At 62.9% G+C, this 15,603-nt stretch carries 13 protein-coding genes and 1 rRNA gene; 3 read left to right on the forward strand and 11 right to left on the reverse strand.

Translation table 11 applies throughout. From position 1 onward, the window contains the following. Positions 1-57: 57 nt before the first annotated feature. The 5 genes from AVCA_RS19320 to AVCA_RS19340 form a co-directional block, all read right to left on the reverse strand. Positions 58-1,593: ribosomal RNA gene (locus AVCA_RS19320) — 16S ribosomal RNA — on the reverse strand. Positions 1,594-2,017: 424 nt separating this feature from the next. Then, a complete protein-coding gene (gene pssA / locus AVCA_RS19325; RefSeq protein WP_012702740.1) occupies positions 2,018-2,830 on the reverse strand; it encodes a CDP-diacylglycerol--serine O-phosphatidyltransferase in 813 nt (270 codons plus the stop codon). 147 nt (positions 2,831-2,977) lie between these two features. Continuing rightward, positions 2,978-3,994: a ketol-acid reductoisomerase gene (ilvC, locus tag AVCA_RS19330; protein WP_012702741.1), complete on the reverse strand. Its 1,017-nt coding sequence runs from the start codon at positions 3,992-3,994 to the stop codon at positions 2,978-2,980. Positions 3,995-4,032: 38 nt separating this feature from the next. Then, positions 4,033-4,524, reverse strand: coding sequence for an acetolactate synthase small subunit (gene ilvN / locus AVCA_RS19335; protein WP_012702742.1), 492 nt, complete (start codon positions 4,522-4,524; stop codon positions 4,033-4,035). Between the two features lie 2 nt (positions 4,525-4,526). Further along, entirely contained in the window at positions 4,527-6,251 is a 1,725-nt protein-coding gene (locus tag AVCA_RS19340; protein ID WP_012702743.1) for an acetolactate synthase 3 large subunit, read from the reverse strand. Between the two features lie 398 nt (positions 6,252-6,649). Between AVCA_RS19340 and AVCA_RS19345 the strand changes: the two genes are divergently transcribed. Beyond that, positions 6,650-7,072 (forward strand): DUF4124 domain-containing protein, encoded by a 423-nt coding sequence (locus AVCA_RS19345; RefSeq protein WP_012702744.1) that lies wholly within the window; start codon positions 6,650-6,652, stop codon positions 7,070-7,072. Here AVCA_RS19345 and AVCA_RS19350 read toward each other — a convergent pair whose 3' ends face one another. Genes AVCA_RS19350 through mrcB form a run of 3 tightly spaced genes read right to left on the reverse strand, consistent with a single transcriptional unit; the run spans position 7,073 to position 10,546 of the window. Further along, on the reverse strand, positions 7,073-7,414 hold the full coding sequence (locus AVCA_RS19350; RefSeq protein ID WP_012702745.1) for a YqcC family protein: 342 nt from the start codon (positions 7,412-7,414) through the stop codon (positions 7,073-7,075). Further along, complete coding sequence (locus AVCA_RS19355; protein WP_175555937.1) at positions 7,414-8,187, reverse strand: tetratricopeptide repeat protein; 774 nt, start codon at positions 8,185-8,187, stop codon at positions 7,414-7,416. Before AVCA_RS19355 ends, AVCA_RS19350 begins: the two co-directional genes overlap by 1 nt. Before the next feature lie 16 nt (positions 8,188-8,203). After that, positions 8,204-10,546, reverse strand: a complete 2,343-nt coding sequence (mrcB, locus tag AVCA_RS19360; protein WP_012702747.1) for a penicillin-binding protein 1B — start codon at positions 10,544-10,546, stop codon at positions 8,204-8,206. 116 nt (positions 10,547-10,662) lie between these two features. On the opposite strand from mrcB, the gene AVCA_RS19365 reads away from it, so the two are divergent. Beyond that, complete coding sequence (locus tag AVCA_RS19365; protein ID WP_175555938.1) at positions 10,663-12,225, forward strand: bifunctional aminoglycoside phosphotransferase/ATP-binding protein; 1,563 nt, start codon at positions 10,663-10,665, stop codon at positions 12,223-12,225. A gap of 190 nt (positions 12,226-12,415) precedes the next feature. Here the strand turns inward: AVCA_RS19365 and AVCA_RS19370 are convergent, their stop codons facing one another. Genes AVCA_RS19370 through AVCA_RS19380 form a run of 3 tightly spaced genes read right to left on the reverse strand, consistent with a single transcriptional unit; the run spans position 12,416 to position 15,162 of the window. Further along, positions 12,416-13,342: a ChaN family lipoprotein gene (locus tag AVCA_RS19370; protein WP_012702749.1), complete on the reverse strand. Its 927-nt coding sequence runs from the start codon at positions 13,340-13,342 to the stop codon at positions 12,416-12,418. A 9-nt stretch (positions 13,343-13,351) separates the two neighbouring features. After that, positions 13,352-14,119, reverse strand: a complete 768-nt coding sequence (locus tag AVCA_RS19375) for a heme ABC transporter ATP-binding protein (RefSeq protein WP_012702750.1) — start codon at positions 14,117-14,119, stop codon at positions 13,352-13,354. After that, positions 14,119-15,162: a FecCD family ABC transporter permease gene (locus AVCA_RS19380; protein ID WP_012702751.1), complete on the reverse strand. Its 1,044-nt coding sequence runs from the start codon at positions 15,160-15,162 to the stop codon at positions 14,119-14,121. Before AVCA_RS19380 ends, AVCA_RS19375 begins: the two co-directional genes overlap by 1 nt. Positions 15,163-15,279: 117 nt before the next feature. Here AVCA_RS19380 and AVCA_RS19385 point away from each other — a divergent pair, with 117 nt between their 5' ends. Next, positions 15,280-15,597, forward strand: a complete 318-nt coding sequence (locus tag AVCA_RS19385) for a Rieske (2Fe-2S) protein (RefSeq protein ID WP_012702752.1) — start codon at positions 15,280-15,282, stop codon at positions 15,595-15,597. Positions 15,598-15,603: the final 6 nt, after the last annotated feature.

Genomic DNA, 15,603 nt, shown 5'->3' on the forward strand with positions numbered 1-15,603 from the left:
GTTTGCCAGGGAATCAAGCAATTCGTGTGGGTGCTTATGATAAGCCGGATCTTCGATTAAGGAGGTGATCCAGCCGCAGGTTCCCCTACGGCTACCTTGTTACGACTTCACCCCAGTCATGAATCACTCCGTGGTAACCGTCCTCCCGAGGGTTAGACTAGCTACTTCTGGAGCAACCCACTCCCATGGTGTGACGGGCGGTGTGTACAAGGCCCGGGAACGTATTCACCGCGACATTCTGATTCGCGATTACTAGCGATTCCGACTTCACGCAGTCGAGTTGCAGACTGCGATCCGGACTACGATCGGTTTTCTGGGATTAGCTCCGCCTCGCGACTTGGCAACCCTTTGTACCGACCATTGTAGCACGTGTGTAGCCCTGGCCGTAAGGGCCATGATGACTTGACGTCATCCCCACCTTCCTCCGGTTTGTCACCGGCAGTCTCCTTAGAGTGCCCGACCGAATCGCTGGTAACTAAGGACAAGGGTTGCGCTCGTTACGGGACTTAACCCAACATCTCACGACACGAGCTGACGACAGCCATGCAGCACCTGTCTCTGCGCTCCCGAAGGCACCCATCAATCTCTTGAAAGTTCGCAGGATGTCAAGGCCAGGTAAGGTTCTTCGCGTTGCTTCGAATTAAACCACATGCTCCACCGCTTGTGCGGGCCCCCGTCAATTCATTTGAGTTTTAACCTTGCGGCCGTACTCCCCAGGCGGTCGACTTAATGCGTTAGCTGCGCCACTAAGCTCTCAAGGAGCCCAACGGCTAGTCGACATCGTTTACGGCGTGGACTACCAGGGTATCTAATCCTGTTTGCTCCCCACGCTTTCGCACCTCAGTGTCAGTATCGGTCCAGGTGGTCGCCTTCGCCACTGGTGTTCCTTCCTATATCTACGCATTTCACCGCTACACAGGAAATTCCACCACCCTCTACCGTACTCTAGCCCAGTAGTTTTGGATGCGGTTCCCAGGTTGAGCCCGGGGCTTTCACATCCAACTTGCCGAACCACCTACGCGCGCTTTACGCCCAGTAATTCCGATTAACGCTTGCACCCTTCGTATTACCGCGGCTGCTGGCACGAAGTTAGCCGGTGCTTATTCTGTCGGTAACGTCAAGACGCTTGGGTATTCACCGAGCGCCCTTCCTCCCAACTTAAAGTGCTTTACAATCCGAAGACCTTCTTCACACACGCGGCATGGCTGGATCAGGCTTTCGCCCATTGTCCAATATTCCCCACTGCTGCCTCCCGTAGGAGTCTGGACCGTGTCTCAGTTCCAGTGTGACTGATCATCCTCTCAGACCAGTTACGGATCGTCGCCTTGGTGGGCCTTTACCCCACCAACTAGCTAATCCGACCTAGGCTCATCTGTTAGCGTGAGGCCCGAGGGTCCCCCACTTTCTCCCGTAGGACGTATGCGGTATTAGCGCGAGTTTCCCCGCGTTATCCCCCACTAACAGGCAGATTCCTAGGCATTACTCACCCGTCCGCCGCTCGCCGGCAACCCGAAGGTCCCGCTGCCGCTCGACTTGCATGTGTTAGGCCTGCCGCCAGCGTTCAATCTGAGCCATGATCAAACTCTTCAGTTTCAATTCGTTCGGACCCTAAGATCCCAAACTTGGCTCAGCAATCGCCATAACTCATGAATTCACGAGTCGCTTGGACTTGCTGACTGTCTTGCGATGCCAGGCTTGCCACAAGCGCCCACACGAATTGCTTGATTCCACTTTGTTAAAGAGCGTTTCGACCGGGCTTCCCCGTCCGAGGCCGCGCATTCTACCGCAGCCCGTGAACCTGTCAAGCGTTTCGATACGTGTTTCGCATCCGCTTCGCTGACCCTTTCCTGCCCTGCCTCACGGCCAACCCTTTGATTTTCAAGGGCTTGCCCTGCTGGGCGGAAAGTGGGGCGCATTATAGGGCATCGGATTGGAACGTCAATGTTTAATTTTAAATATTCCTTTTTGACAGGACCGAATCGAACACATGGCCTCCATGGCCAGAAGTGGAGAGCGTTCACCCAGCCCTTTTGCGACGCCACTGCAGCAGATACTGCACCGGACCAGAAATCGCGTAAGCCAAGAAAATCAACAACAAGATCCGAGGCGGATCGCTGAACACCACAGCAAAGAGCAGCACCACCACCAGAATGGCGACAAAGGGCACCCTCCCCTTGAGATCCAGATCCTTGAAGCTGTAGTACTTGATATTACTGACCATCAGCATGCCCGCTGCCGCAACCAGTAGAGCAACCAAGGAAGAAATATTCGACCCCTGGATACCGAAATCATTGAAAGCCCAAACGGTACCAGCCACCACGCCCGCCGCCGCCGGGCTGGCCAGCCCGATGAAAAAGCGTTTGTCAGCCTTGCCGATCTGTGTGTTGAAACGCGCCAGACGCAGGGCTGCACCAGCCACATAGACGAACGCAACCATCCAGCCAACCTTGCCCATACTGCCAAGCGCCCACTCGAAGGCGAGGATGGCAGGGGCCAGACCGAAGGCCACCATGTCGGAAAGCGAATCATATTCAGCACCGAACGCACTTTGCGTGTTGGTCAGACGCGCTACGCGACCATCCAGGCTGTCCAGCACCATTGCGACGAAGACAGTAGCGGCAGCCACGTCCAAGTTTCCATTGATTGCGCTGACTATGGAGTAGAAGCCAGCGAAAAGGTTGGCCGTGGTGAACAGGTTAGGCAGCAAGTAGATACCACGATGGCGAACCTTGCGCCCCTCCGCGTCCTGCCCCTCTTCAATGTGTTCGTCGATGGGCAGCAGGCTGTCGGCTGCGGGTCCCTTGTTGGACTCCTCCGGACGTTCGTTCATGAACAGTACCTTGCAGTTCAGGAAGATTTTAGCTGCCGCCCAGAATGCACGTCGCAGGCAGCGCGCTCCAGGCGGCTTTATACCAGAAGCCACCCCACAACGAAAAAACGCGGCCTGAGCCGCGTCTTTTCATTTTAATGTTCAACTTTAGTTCTTGGTCTTGTCGACGATCTTGTTGGCCGCGATCCAGGGCATCATGGTACGCAGCTTCTCACCGACCACCTCGATCTGATGCGCAGCATTGTTGCGACGATAGGCAGTCATCGACGGATAGTTGGCAGCGCCTTCGGTAATGAACATCTTGGCGTACTCACCATCCTGAATACGCTTCAAGGCGTTGCGCATGGCCTGACGGGATTGCTCGTTGATCACCTCCGGACCGGTAACGTACTCACCGTATTCGGCGTTGTTGGAGATCGAGTAGTTCATGTTGGCAATGCCGCCCTCGAACATGAGGTCGACGATCAGCTTCAATTCGTGCAGACACTCGAAGTAGGCCATTTCCGGCGCGTAACCAGCCTCGACCAGGGTTTCGAAACCAGCCTTGACCAGCTCCACACAGCCGCCACACAGGACAGCCTGCTCGCCGAACAGGTCGGTCTCGGTTTCATCCTTGAAGGTGGTTTCGATGATGCCGGTACGCCCACCGCCCACACCGCAGGCATAGGACAGGGCAAGGTTTTTGGCATTGCCGGAAGCATCCTGATAAACAGCGATCAGATCGGGAATGCCGCCGCCGCGGACAAACTCGGAACGCACGGTATGTCCCGGCGCTTTGGGGGCGATCATGATGACGTCGAGGTCGGCGCGCGGCACTACTTGGTTATAGTGAATGGAGAAACCATGGGCAAAAGCCAGGGTTGCCCCCTTCTTCAGGTTCGGCTCGATCTCATCCTTGTACAAGCGGCCCTGGAACTCGTCAGGAGTCAGAATCATCACCACATCGGCAGCGGCAACGGCATCCTTGACACTCTTTACGGTCAGTCCATGAGCCTCAGCCTTGGCTACCGAAGCGGAACCGGCGCGCAGGCCGACGTAAACATCAACGCCGGAATCCTTCAGGTTGCAGGCGTGCGCATGGCCTTGGGAACCGTAACCGATGATGGCAACCTTCTTGCTTTGAATGATGGAAAGGTCGCAATCTTTATCGTAATACACTTTCATGAGGTTACCCCTGTTATCTGGCCCGGTACGGCCATTTGCTAAATGGTGAGTACTTTGTCGCCACGGGCAATGCCGGTGACTCCACTGCGCACGGTTTCGAGGATCGAGGAGGTGCCGATGGCATGCAGAAAGCTGTCCAGCTTGTCACTGGTACCAGTGAGCTGAATGGTATAGACGCTGCTGGTGACATCGACGATCTGGCCACGGAAGATATCGGTTGTGCGCTTGATCTCGGCGCGCTGTGCGCCGGTGGCCTTGACCTTGACCAGCAGCAACTCGCGCTCGATGTGCGCACTTTCCGACAGGTCTACCAGCTTGACCACCTCGATCAGCTTGTTGAGGTTCTTGGTGATCTGCTCGATCACCTCGTCTTGACCAATGGTGGTCAGAGTCAGACGAGACAGCGTCGGATCCTCGGTGGGTGCCACAGTGAGCGTTTCGATATTGTAGTTGCGCTGCGAAAACAGACCGACCACCCGGGACAGGGCGCCCGGCTCGTTTTCCAACAGCAGGGAAATGATGTGTCGCATGCTCAGGTCCGCTCCGTCTTGCTCAGCCACATGTCGCGCATTGCACCATCTCTGATTTGCATCGGATAGACGTGCTCGCTGGTATCCACCGCGATGTCGAGGAACACCAAACGGTCTTTCAGAGCGAAGGCTTCCTCCAGCTTCGGCTTGAGGTCCTTCAACTCGGTGATACGCATACCGACATGGCCATAAGCCTCGGCCAGCTTGACGAAATCGGGCAACGACTCCATGTATGAATGCGAATAGCGGCTGCTGTACTGCATGTCTTGCCACTGGCGAACCATGCCCAGCGCGCCGTTGTTGAGGTTGACGATCTTGACCGGTAGGTCGTACTGCATGCAGGTCGACATTTCCTGAATGTTCATCTGGATGCTGCCCTCCCCGGTGATACAGGCCACATCGGCCTCGGGGAAATTCAGCTTGACGCCCATGGCTGCGGGGAAGCCGAAGCCCATGGTACCCAGGCCACCGGAGTTGATCCAACGATTCGGCTTGGCGTACCTGTAGTATTGGGCGGCGAACATCTGGTGCTGCCCCACGTCGGAAGCGACATAGGCATCCCCCTTGGTCACCTCGTACAGGGTCTCGATCACCGTCTGCGGCTTGATGATGCTGCCGTCGCCCTTGTCGTAGGGAAACAGACCACGCGTACCGCGCCACTCCTCGATCTGCTTCCACCAACTGGCCACGACCTCCTTCTGCGGCATCGCGCCAATCTCCTTGACGATGGAGATCATTTCAGCGAGCACGCTGTCGACGGGGCCCACGATCGGCACATCGGCCTTGATGGTTTTGGAAATCGAGGCCGGATCGATATCGACATGAATGATCTTGGCATTCGGGCAGAACTTGGCGGGCCCGTTGACAACCCGATCATCGAAACGCGCGCCGATGGCCAGGATCACATCGGAATGATGCATGGCCAGGTTGGCGGTATAGCTGCCGTGCATGCCGAGCATGCCGAGGAACTGCCGGTCGTTGCCCGGATAGCCGCCCAAGCCCATCAGGGTATTGGTCACCGGCAGGTTGAGCATCTGCGCCAGTTCGGTCAACTGGGCGGCGGCCCTGCCCATGATCACTCCACCGCCGGAATAGAGTACGGGACGCTTGGCGGCCAGGAGCATCTCGACAGCCTTGCGGATCTGCCCGGAATGGCCACGCTGAGCAGGGCTGTAGGAGCGCAGCTTGACCTTCTTCGGATAGACGTATTCGTACTTCTGGGACGGATCGCCCATGTCCTTCGGAATATCCACCACCACCGGACCGGGACGGCCGGACTCGGCGATATAGAAAGCCTTTTTCAGCACTTCGGGGATTTCCGAAGGATGCTTGACGATGAAGCTGTGCTTCACGATCGGACGGGAGACACCGATCATGTCGGTCTCCTGGAAAGCGTCGCTGCCGACCATGTTGCTCGGCACTTGCCCGGAAATCACCACCATCGGGATGGAGTCCATGTAGGCGGTGGCGATGCCGGTGATGGCGTTGGTCGCACCGGGCCCGGAGGTCACCAGCACGACGCCGGCCTTGCCGGTGGCGCGAGCATAGCCATCGGCCATGTGGGTGGCCGCCTGCTCGTGACGAACCAGGATATGGGTGACTTCCTTTTCCTTGAACAGGGCATCGTAGATGTGCAGAAGGGCACCGCCCGGATATCCGTAGATGTATTTAACGCCTTCGTCGCGCAAGAAGCGGACTACCATTTCAGCGCCGGATAAAAGCTCCACGTTGTTCACCTCTAGAACGCCAGATTGCCGCCGGCTAGCGGGCGGCCTGAATAGATTACTGCCAAACAGGCATGAGCGACGGTTGTCGCCGCCTACGCAGCGCTGTCGAGCAAGCATCGGGAGGCCCGGAATGTGTTGCAGGATTCTCCCACCCAGCGCGAGGTAACGCGTTGCGGGTGTATCAGGTCGGCGCGGGTGACGCCTCATGTCTGCCGAGCGGGAGCCTGCCTGCGGCGAACCCCGCTGTAGCGAACCCCGAATTGTTCGGATTCATCCGAACCAAGTCAAGTGATGCCTCGGCCCGCTCCTACTGTGACGGGATGCCGTAAGGCGCACTATCGCCCCGGCTATAGTGGCATCGGGCTTCGCCGAGACTTCAGGGAATCTCCATGCGATGCATGATCCTCACTGGCCTTCTGCTCATCAGCCTGAGCGCAAGCGCCATGGCTGGCCAGGTTTACACCTGGACGGACAAACAGGGCGTGTCCCACTTCAGCGGGCGCCCCCCGAACGACCAGGCAAGCAGCGTGATCGATACGACCACTCCTGGCCCCCGGCTGCCCATTCCGAAAAAACTGCCGCCAGTCCAGGCGAAGGATCTCGAACAGAAAGCGCTCGAGCGCAAAGTGAGGCGCGAAACCGCCATACAGGAAGCCGAGCGCCGGGAATTCTGTGAAACCGTGCGCACCAACCTGACCCGCCTGGAGAACAATCCCAGGCTACGCGTACAGATGAAGGGAGAGATGCGCAGACTGAGCGAGAAAGAACGTCAGGCCCGCATCACCGACGCGAAACGGGCCATGGAACACAGTTGCCGCTGATCAACCGGCAGCACGCTCCCCTCCCGAAATCAGCCGATCGACCTCACCGATCGCCCCCAGCAGGCGGGCCACTTCGGCGAGCCGCTCGCGGTAGGCCAGTTCGGCCATCGGCAGAATTCCCGAGGAGGCGGGGAGAGTCCTGTTCTCCTCGACGATCACTTTCATCCGGGGCAGGAAGATCCATTGCAGCCACTCTTCGAAAACCAGGGTGTCGATGCAGAACGGCTGCTCGCTGGATAGCGCCTCGTCGCTCGGCAGCGATGAAGCCCACATTCCGAGAGCCCGAAGCTCCTGCTCGATCAGCAGCATCTGCTCGGCCAGCGCCGGGATACGCACATCCATCACAGGTTGACCCGCGCCCGCTCGCGCGCCTGGGCAGCACCGGCCGCATCCCCCTGACGCTCGCGCGCCTGGGCGATCAGGTTCCACAGACTGGCCTGCAGGGCCGGACGACCGCTGGCATAGGTCAAGGCGCGACGCGCCAGTTGCTCGGCCTGGGCGGCATCGCCCTGGGCCAGACGCACCTCGGCCAGCCGGTAGAGCACCTGCGGTTCGCGCGGCGCGATGCGTTGCGCCCGCTCCAGACTGGAGGCGGCGCTCTCCAGATTGCCGTTGCCCTGCTCCTGCTGCGCCGTGGTGAGCAGCGCCAGAACCGGCCCATCGAGCTGCTCGTCGGCTGCCAGAGCGCTCGAAGCACTGCTCGAAGCGGCGGAGTTCACGCCCGGAACGCCACTCGATGATCCGCTGGGCACGGAATAGCCCGTGGTATTGCCGCCAATCGTGGTGGTAGCGGTGATCGGTTGCGAAACGCTCGACGCCGCGCTGCCGGAGATGCCAGGCGCCGGGTAGGCCTGGATCGGCGCCGAGCTGGCGCCACCTCCGGGCACCATCACCACCACCCCGGAATCCTGAGCGGAAGCCGGGGCTTGGGATACCGGAGCCTGGGATGCCGCTGCCACAGGCGGGCGGGAAGCCACACCACTGTTGCCTCGTCCCTGCTGTCGGTCATACACCGAGCCGCTCGCCTCGACCACGGGAATGGAGCCACGCTCGACCGTCGCACAGCCGCCCAGCAGGACGCTCGTCGCCACTGCCCCCATCAACCACCTGTTCACCTGGCACCCTCTTCGTTCAATTCGACCAGCCACGCACCCAATCCATGACATCCTGAACATTCTCGATCACATCCTGCACATTGCCCTCCGGAGCCTGCGGCAGGCCGCAAGCGGGCCCCGGTGGCGGCTCGCTGCCCCGGATATAGGGCATCTGCACCGCATCCGGACAGCCCTGCTCGGAACCCAGTCCGTTGCGCGCATTCACCCAAGCCAGGGTGACATTGTCCGGCATCGGCATATCCAGCGGCAGTGGATCGGCCTTGGCCATGAAGTCCGTCCAGACCCTCAGTGCCCCGGTGGCACCGGTCAGCGGGGTCTTGCCGTTGTCGTCACGTCCCAGCCAGACCACCGCCAGCAGATCCTGGCTGAAGCCGGCGAACCAACTGTCGCGCGAATCGTTGGTGGTACCGGTCTTGCCGGCCAGCGTCAGCGAGCGCGGCAACTGGCTGTAGACCGAACGGCCGGTCCCCTCGCGCATCACCCGTTGCATGGCGTTCTGCAACAGATAGATGGCCCCTGGATCGAAACGCTGCTGGATCTGGAACGGATAACGCTTGAGCGGTTCGCCGTCGGCGGTCAGGACACTGCGGATACCGCGCAACGGCGTATTGAATCCGCCACTGGCGATGGTCAGGTACATGCTGGACACCTCCATCGGGGTCAAGGCCCCAGCGCCCAGCAACATCGACGGATAGGCCGGCCATTCGCGATTGACGCCCAGACGCGCCAATGTTTTCAGCACGTTCGGCACGCCCAACTCGAGGCCGAGCTTGGCGGTCGACAGGTTGTAGGAATTGGCCAGCCCCTGATAAAGATAGATGTCGCCATGGGCCCGATGGTCGTAGTTCTGCGGGCGCCAGAGCTGGCCGTCCTGGCCCTTCACCGAGAAAGGCACATCGGCCAGCCAACTGGTCAGGGTGTACTGGTTGGGCCGCTCCAGCGCGGTGAGGTAGACGGCCGGCTTGATCAGCGAACCGATCGGCCGCACCGCGTCCAGCGCCCGGTTGAAACCGGCGAAACGCGGCTGCCGGCTGCCGAGCAGGGCCAGCACTTCGCCGGTTTCCGGATTGCTCACCACCATCGACGCCTCGACCGGATCACCGCCCTTGCCGATGCGCTTGAAGGTATTTCGTACCGCAGCCTCGGCCTTGCTCTGCAGGATCGGATCCAGGCTGGTGAAGATGCGCAGCCCCTCCTCGGTGAGGTCGGCCTCCTGGTAGTCCTCGCGCAACTGGCGCTTGACAAGATCGAGAAACGCCGGATAGGAACTGTCGGCCATGCTGCCGCGGGCGGTGACGCCGAGCGGCTTCTGCTTGGCGGCTTCGGCTTGCGCCGCATCGATCACCCCCTGCCCGACCATGAGGTCGATGACCAGGTTGCGCCGCACCAGGGCTCGCTCGGGGTTGCGGCGTGGATTGTAGTAGGTGGGCCCCTTGACCATGCCCACCAGCAGGGCGATCTGATGCGGCTGCAACTCGGCCAGCGGCTGGCCGAAGAAATACTGGCTGGCCAGACCGAAGCCGTGCACCGCGCGATTGCCGTCCTGCCCCAGGAACACCTCGTTGAGATAGGCCTCGAGAATCTCGTCCTTGTCGTAGTGCAGCTCCAGCAGCACGGCCATCATGGCTTCAGTGGCCTTGCGCACCAGGCTGCGCTCGTTGTTCAGGTAGAAGTTCTTCACCAACTGCTGGGTCAGCGTGCTGCCGCCCTGAACCACCCCGCCTGCCGTGGCGTTGACCCACAGGGCGCGAGCGATGGATTTCGGCGACACCCCGAAGTGGCTGAAGAACTCGCGATCCTCCACCGCCACCAGGGTTTCCACCAGGTAGGGCGGCAGTTCGTTGCGCTGGACCAGGATGCGGTCCTCGTTGTGCGACGGGTACAGGCCGCCGATCAGCGGCGGCTCCATCCGCACGACGGCCAGGTCCTTGCCGGCGGCATCGCTCAGGCTGGCCACGGAGTCGCCGGAGAAGCGTACACGGATCCTCCGTGCCGGCTCGTCGCCCTCATAGAAGCGAAAGCCCCGGCTATGCAGTTCGACGGTGTTGCCGGATACGAAGGCCGACCCCGGCCCGGCGACGGCCTCGCGGCGATAGCCGAGCGCATCCAGCTCGGTGAGAAAATCCTGCTTCGACAGCTTGAGACCGGAGAACAGCTCCAGCGGCCGCGCGTAGACCTTGGCCGGCAGCGTCCAGCGCTTGCCGGAGAATTTCTCCTGTATCACGGCATCGAAGTAGACGGCAAAGCCGGCCAGCACCACCAGACCGACCAGGGCAAGCTTGGCGCTCCAGCCCAGCCAGGAACGAAGGACAGCGGAGCGACGGGGAGGGGGTGATTTGGGGGAGCGGGTACGTGTCATGGCGGCGCATTATACGCACTTTACCTACCCTCGATAGCACAGCCCGGCGGTTTGCAGGGCCGGCCGCAGCAGCCATAATGCGGCTTTCCGCCCGACAGCCTCGACAAGGACTGACCGTGAGCCAAGCCCTGATCAACGCCCTGCAGAACCCCGCGCTCTATCCGCACGCGGTGACTGAGTTCAAGGTCATCGAGACCCACATCTCCTGGGTCCTGCTCACCGGCCCCTATGCCTACAAGTTCAAGAAAGCCGTCGACTTCGGCTTCCTCGACTTCACCGGCCTGGCGGCACGCAAGCACTTCTGCGAGGAAGAGGTGCGCCTGAACCAGCGCCTGACCCGCGACCTTTACCTCGAAGTCCTGCCGATCACCGGCAGCGAGAACGCCCCGCAACTGGCCGGCGACGGTCCGGTCATCGAATACACGGTCAAGATGCGCCAGTTCCCGCAGAGCCAGTTGCTCGGCGAAATGCAGACCCGCGGCGAACTCGCCCCCGAGCACATCGACGCCCTGGCGGAACGGATCGCCAGCTTCCACCTGCAGGCGCCGAAGGTGCCGGCGGAACATCCGCTGGGCGGAGCGGAAGCCGTGATGAGCCCGGTGCGGCAGAACTTCGAGCAGGTTCGCCCGCTGCTCGCCGAACCGGCCGACCTGCAGCAGCTCGATGCCCTTGAGGCCTGGGCCGAGACCAGCTTCGAGCGCCTGCGGCCGCTGCTCGAGCAGCGCAAGGCCGACGGCTTCATCCGCGAATGCCATGGCGACCTGCACCTCGGCAACGCCACCCTGCTCGACGGGCAGGTCGTGCTGTTCGACTGCATCGAGTTCAACGAGCCGTTCCGCCTGATCGACGTCGTGTGCGACGCCGCCTTTCTCGCCATGGACCTGGAGGACCGCGGCCTCAAGGGGTTCTCCCGGCGCTTCGTCAGCCGCTGGCTGGAGTTGACCGGCGACTACGCGGCCCTGCCGCTGCTGAACTTCTACAAGGCCTACCGCGCCATGGTCCGCGGCAAGGTCAACCTGTTCCGCCTGGCCCAGGAAGAGAGCGACGAGCGACGCGCCGCCATCCTCCGGCAGTACCGCAACTACGCCAGCCTGGCGGAACGCTACAGCGCCATTCCCTCGTGTTTTCTGGCCATCACCCACGGAGTGTCCGCCGTCGGCAAGAGCTATGTCGCCCAGCGCCTGACGGAAGAGTTCGGTGCCATCCGCCTGCGTTCGGACGTGGAACGCAAGCGCCTGTTCGGCGAACAGCCGGCGGCCGATCGGGAGCGGCTGACCAGCGGTATCTACAGCGCACAGGCCAGCACGGCGACCTACGAACACCTGCATCGGCTGGCTGCCGGCGCCCTGCAGGCAGGCTTTCCGGTGGCGATCGACGCCACCTACCTGAAGGAGGCACAACGCGCGGCCGCCAGGCAGGTCGCCGAGAACAACGGTGCCCCCTTCCTGATCGTCGACTGCCAGGCCCCCGAAGCCCTGATCGCCGAATGGCTCACCGAGCGTCGGGCTGCCGGGAAGGATCCGTCCGATGCCACGCTGGAGGTCATCCGGGCGCAACAGGCCGGCCGCGAACCCCTGACCGAGGCCGAGCAGCAACGCAGCCGACGGGTCGATACCCACCTTACCGCCAGTCTCGACGATCTGGTGGCGCGCATGCGCAATCACCTCCCCCACCTTTGACCAGCCGCCCCCTCCCCTCGAAGGCGTCCATCGGGCGCCTTCTTCGTCTTGAGGCGACGGACCGGCAGAAAAAAATCAGTGCCACTACTTGACCAACAAATGAGAAGCGTTATTATTTGAAAACTGATCGCGAGATCAGCGGTAAACTGACAGAGCGGCTACTCTTCAGGTTATCTCCTCATCAGGCTAATTACGGTTTTCGACCCGGCTCCGCCGGGTCTTTTTTTGTCTGCCCGCCGGTAACCCGCATCTCGGCGCAGTAGTCACGGGGCGGCGTCGCCGGGGTGTACCAGACATAGTCGGCGGCCTTCGCCTCCACCACATCGCCGGCCTCGGCCAGCAGCAGCACGATATTGCCGCTCGCCCCGCCGAGATCGGCCAGGTGCAGCGGCACGCCCAGATCGCGCCGTACATGGTAGGCACCGGCCAGCAGCAGGGCCGGCTGCGGTGCGGCCAGCAGTCGCTCGGCCATGCGCCGGTCGCGCTGTTGCTGGACGGCGAGCATCGCCGGCAACTGGGACGCCGGCAACTGGCCACAGTGGGAGGCGCCGATCTGCGCGAGCAAGACCTCGCGCACCCGTGCATCGTTCGAGGCCGAACCGGACAGCTCCGGCCGTTCGGCATAGATGCGGCGCATCTCCTGCCTATCCAGATTGGCGGCCAACAACGGATAGGGCTGCGCCAGCGCATGGCGCAGCAGCGGACCGTACAGCGTCCAGTCCCAGCCCTGGCGCCAGGCCAGTGCTGCGGGCAGATCCTCCGGCGCGCGGCCGGCGGCGAACGCGGCCTGGGTCGCCGCCACCCGCGACTGCTGGTCGGGTTCGAGCATCTCCAGCAGCAGACTGCCCTGCGCCCGCCGCCCGGCCAAGGCCTCGAGCAGCCACGACTGGAGAAAATGATGATCGGGATTGTCGTGCTTCTCGCCGACCAGCAGCCGAGGCACCGAAGCCAGCCGCTCGACCAGTTGTTCCGGCGTCAGGCTGGCGCCGCTGCGCAAGTCGAGAATAGCGCCGGGCCCGCTCTCCTGCCGCGTCCGCTCCACCTGCCAATCAGGCAACGGCGGCAGACTCCGGCAAGCGACCAGCAGGATCAGGCAGACGAACAGCAATGAGCGCATGAACTCTCCTCAGCGCGCCACGATCAGCGGATGCCCCCGCTCCGGATGGCGCTGCACCAGTACGTCGAGACCGAAGACCGCCTTCAGCGGCCCGGCACGCAGGACCTCCTCGGGACTGCCGAGCGCCCACGCGCGGCCATCGGCCAGCAGCAGCAGGCGATCGCAATAGCGCGCCGCCAGATTCAGGTCGTGAAGTATCGCCAGCACAGCCGTGCCCTGTCCGGCGAACTCCCGCACCGCCTGCAAGATGCTGTGCTGGTGCAGGGGATCGAGCATCGAGGTCGGCTCGTCGAGCAGGAGCACCCGCTGCGCGCCGCCCGGCCAGAGTTGCGCCAGCACCCTCGCCAGATGAACCCGCTGGCGCTCGCCACCGGACAGACTCAGGTAACTGCGCCCGAGCAGATGGGCAATGTCGGCCACCGCCAGGGCCCGGGCGACGATCTGCGTATCGCGCTGCCGACCGCTGGCATGGGGCAGTCGGCCGAAGCCGACCACCTCCTCGACGCGAAAGGCGAACTCCAGAGCCGGGCTCTGCGGCAACACCGCCAACCGTCGCGCCCGCTCCAGTCCCGGCCAGTCGGCCAGCGCCCGGCCATCCAGGCGGACCTGGCCCGCCGTCGGACGCAGTTCGCCGGAAAGCGCCGCCAGCAGCGAAGACTTGCCCGCCCCGTTCGGCCCCAGCACACCGAGCAGTTCGCCGGGCCGCAGATCCAGGTCGATCCCCCTCAGCACCTGCCGGCCGCCGCGTTGCACGGCCAGCCCCTCGACCCGCAACATCAGAGCGGCTCCCGCCGCAGCAACCAGAGGAAGAAAGGCGCGCCGAGCAGCGCCGTGACTATGCCGAGCGGCAGCTCGGCCGGCGCCAGTAACAGGCGCGCCAGCAGATCGGCGAACAGCAGCAGGCTGGCGCCGCCGAGCATGGCCGCCGGTAGCAGCAGGCGATGATCCGGCCCGCAGAGCAGACGCAGCAGGTGCGGGACCAGAAGACCGACGAAACCGATCAGTCCGGCCGCCGCCACCGCCGCCCCCACACCGAGGGCCGTGCAGAACACCAGTTCGCGCTTCAGCCGCTCCACGTCGAAACCGAGATGGCGTGCTTCGGACTCGCCCAGCAGCAGGGCATTCAGCGCCCCGGCGCGACGCGGCAGCCAGAGCGCCACGCCCAGGGTCGCCAGCAGCAGTGGCCAGAGCCGGGCATAGCTGGCGCCGCTCAGGCTGCCCAGATTCCAGAAGGTCAGCCGACGTAGCGCGGCATCGTCGGCCAGATAGCCGCACAGGCCGACCGCCGCGCCGGCCAGGGCACTGAGGGCGAGCCCGGCGAGCAGCATGGTGGCGACCCGGGTCCGGCCGTCGTGCCGTCCCAGTCGATAGACCAGCGCGGTCACCGCCAGCCCCCCGGCGAAAGCGCTCGCCGATAGCAGGTAAGGCGACGCCTCGGGCGACTCGCCGGCGCCGGACAGCGAGCCGCCGACGATCGCCAGCGCAGCCCCCAGCGCGGCGCCGCCGGACACGCCGATCAGCCCGGGATCGGCCAACGGATTGCGGAACAGGGCCTGCATCGCCACCCCGCTCAGCGCCAGCACGCTGCCCACCGCCAGGCCGAGCAGGGTCCTCGGCAGACGGATCTGCCCGACGATCAGTTCGGCCTGCTCGAGCCCCTCCCCGGACAAGGGCAGCCCGGCCAGGCGCAACAGAGCCAGCAGGGAGTCGACCAAGGGCAACCGCAGCGGTCCCAGCGCCAGCGACAGCCAGAAGGCGAGCAGCAGCAACAGGCCTAGGGCGGGCAGCAGGATGCGGGAACGGCGAACGCGGACGCTCATGAAGAACTCTGGCAACGAACGTGGCGGCAAGCATAAGAGGCGATCCGGCCAATCACCAGCGCACGGCTTCCACCCGCCTCTGCCGGCCGGGATAATCCCGGCTTTTCGGGAGGTGTCATGCAGCTTCTCTGTGCCGGAAACACCCTCGGCGAGGGACAAAGCCGCAGCTTTTCGCTCGAAGGCCGGAAACTTCTCGCGGTCCGCCGGAACAACCGGGCCTTCGTCTACCTGAACAGTTGCCCGCATCTGGGCATTCCGCTGGAATGGCAGCCCGACCGTTTTCTCGACGCCAGCGGCAGCCTGATCCAATGCGCCACCCACGGCGCGCTGTTCCTGATCGACAGCGGCAAGTGCGTGTCCGGCCCCTGCGCCGGAGAACGCCTGCCGCGCATCGACTGTCGTGAGGACGGGACCGGCATCTGGGTGCGCCTGTAAGCGCCG

The organism is Azotobacter vinelandii CA (assembly GCF_000380335.1).
Classification (GTDB): Bacteria; Pseudomonadota; Gammaproteobacteria; order Pseudomonadales; family Pseudomonadaceae; genus Azotobacter; species Azotobacter vinelandii.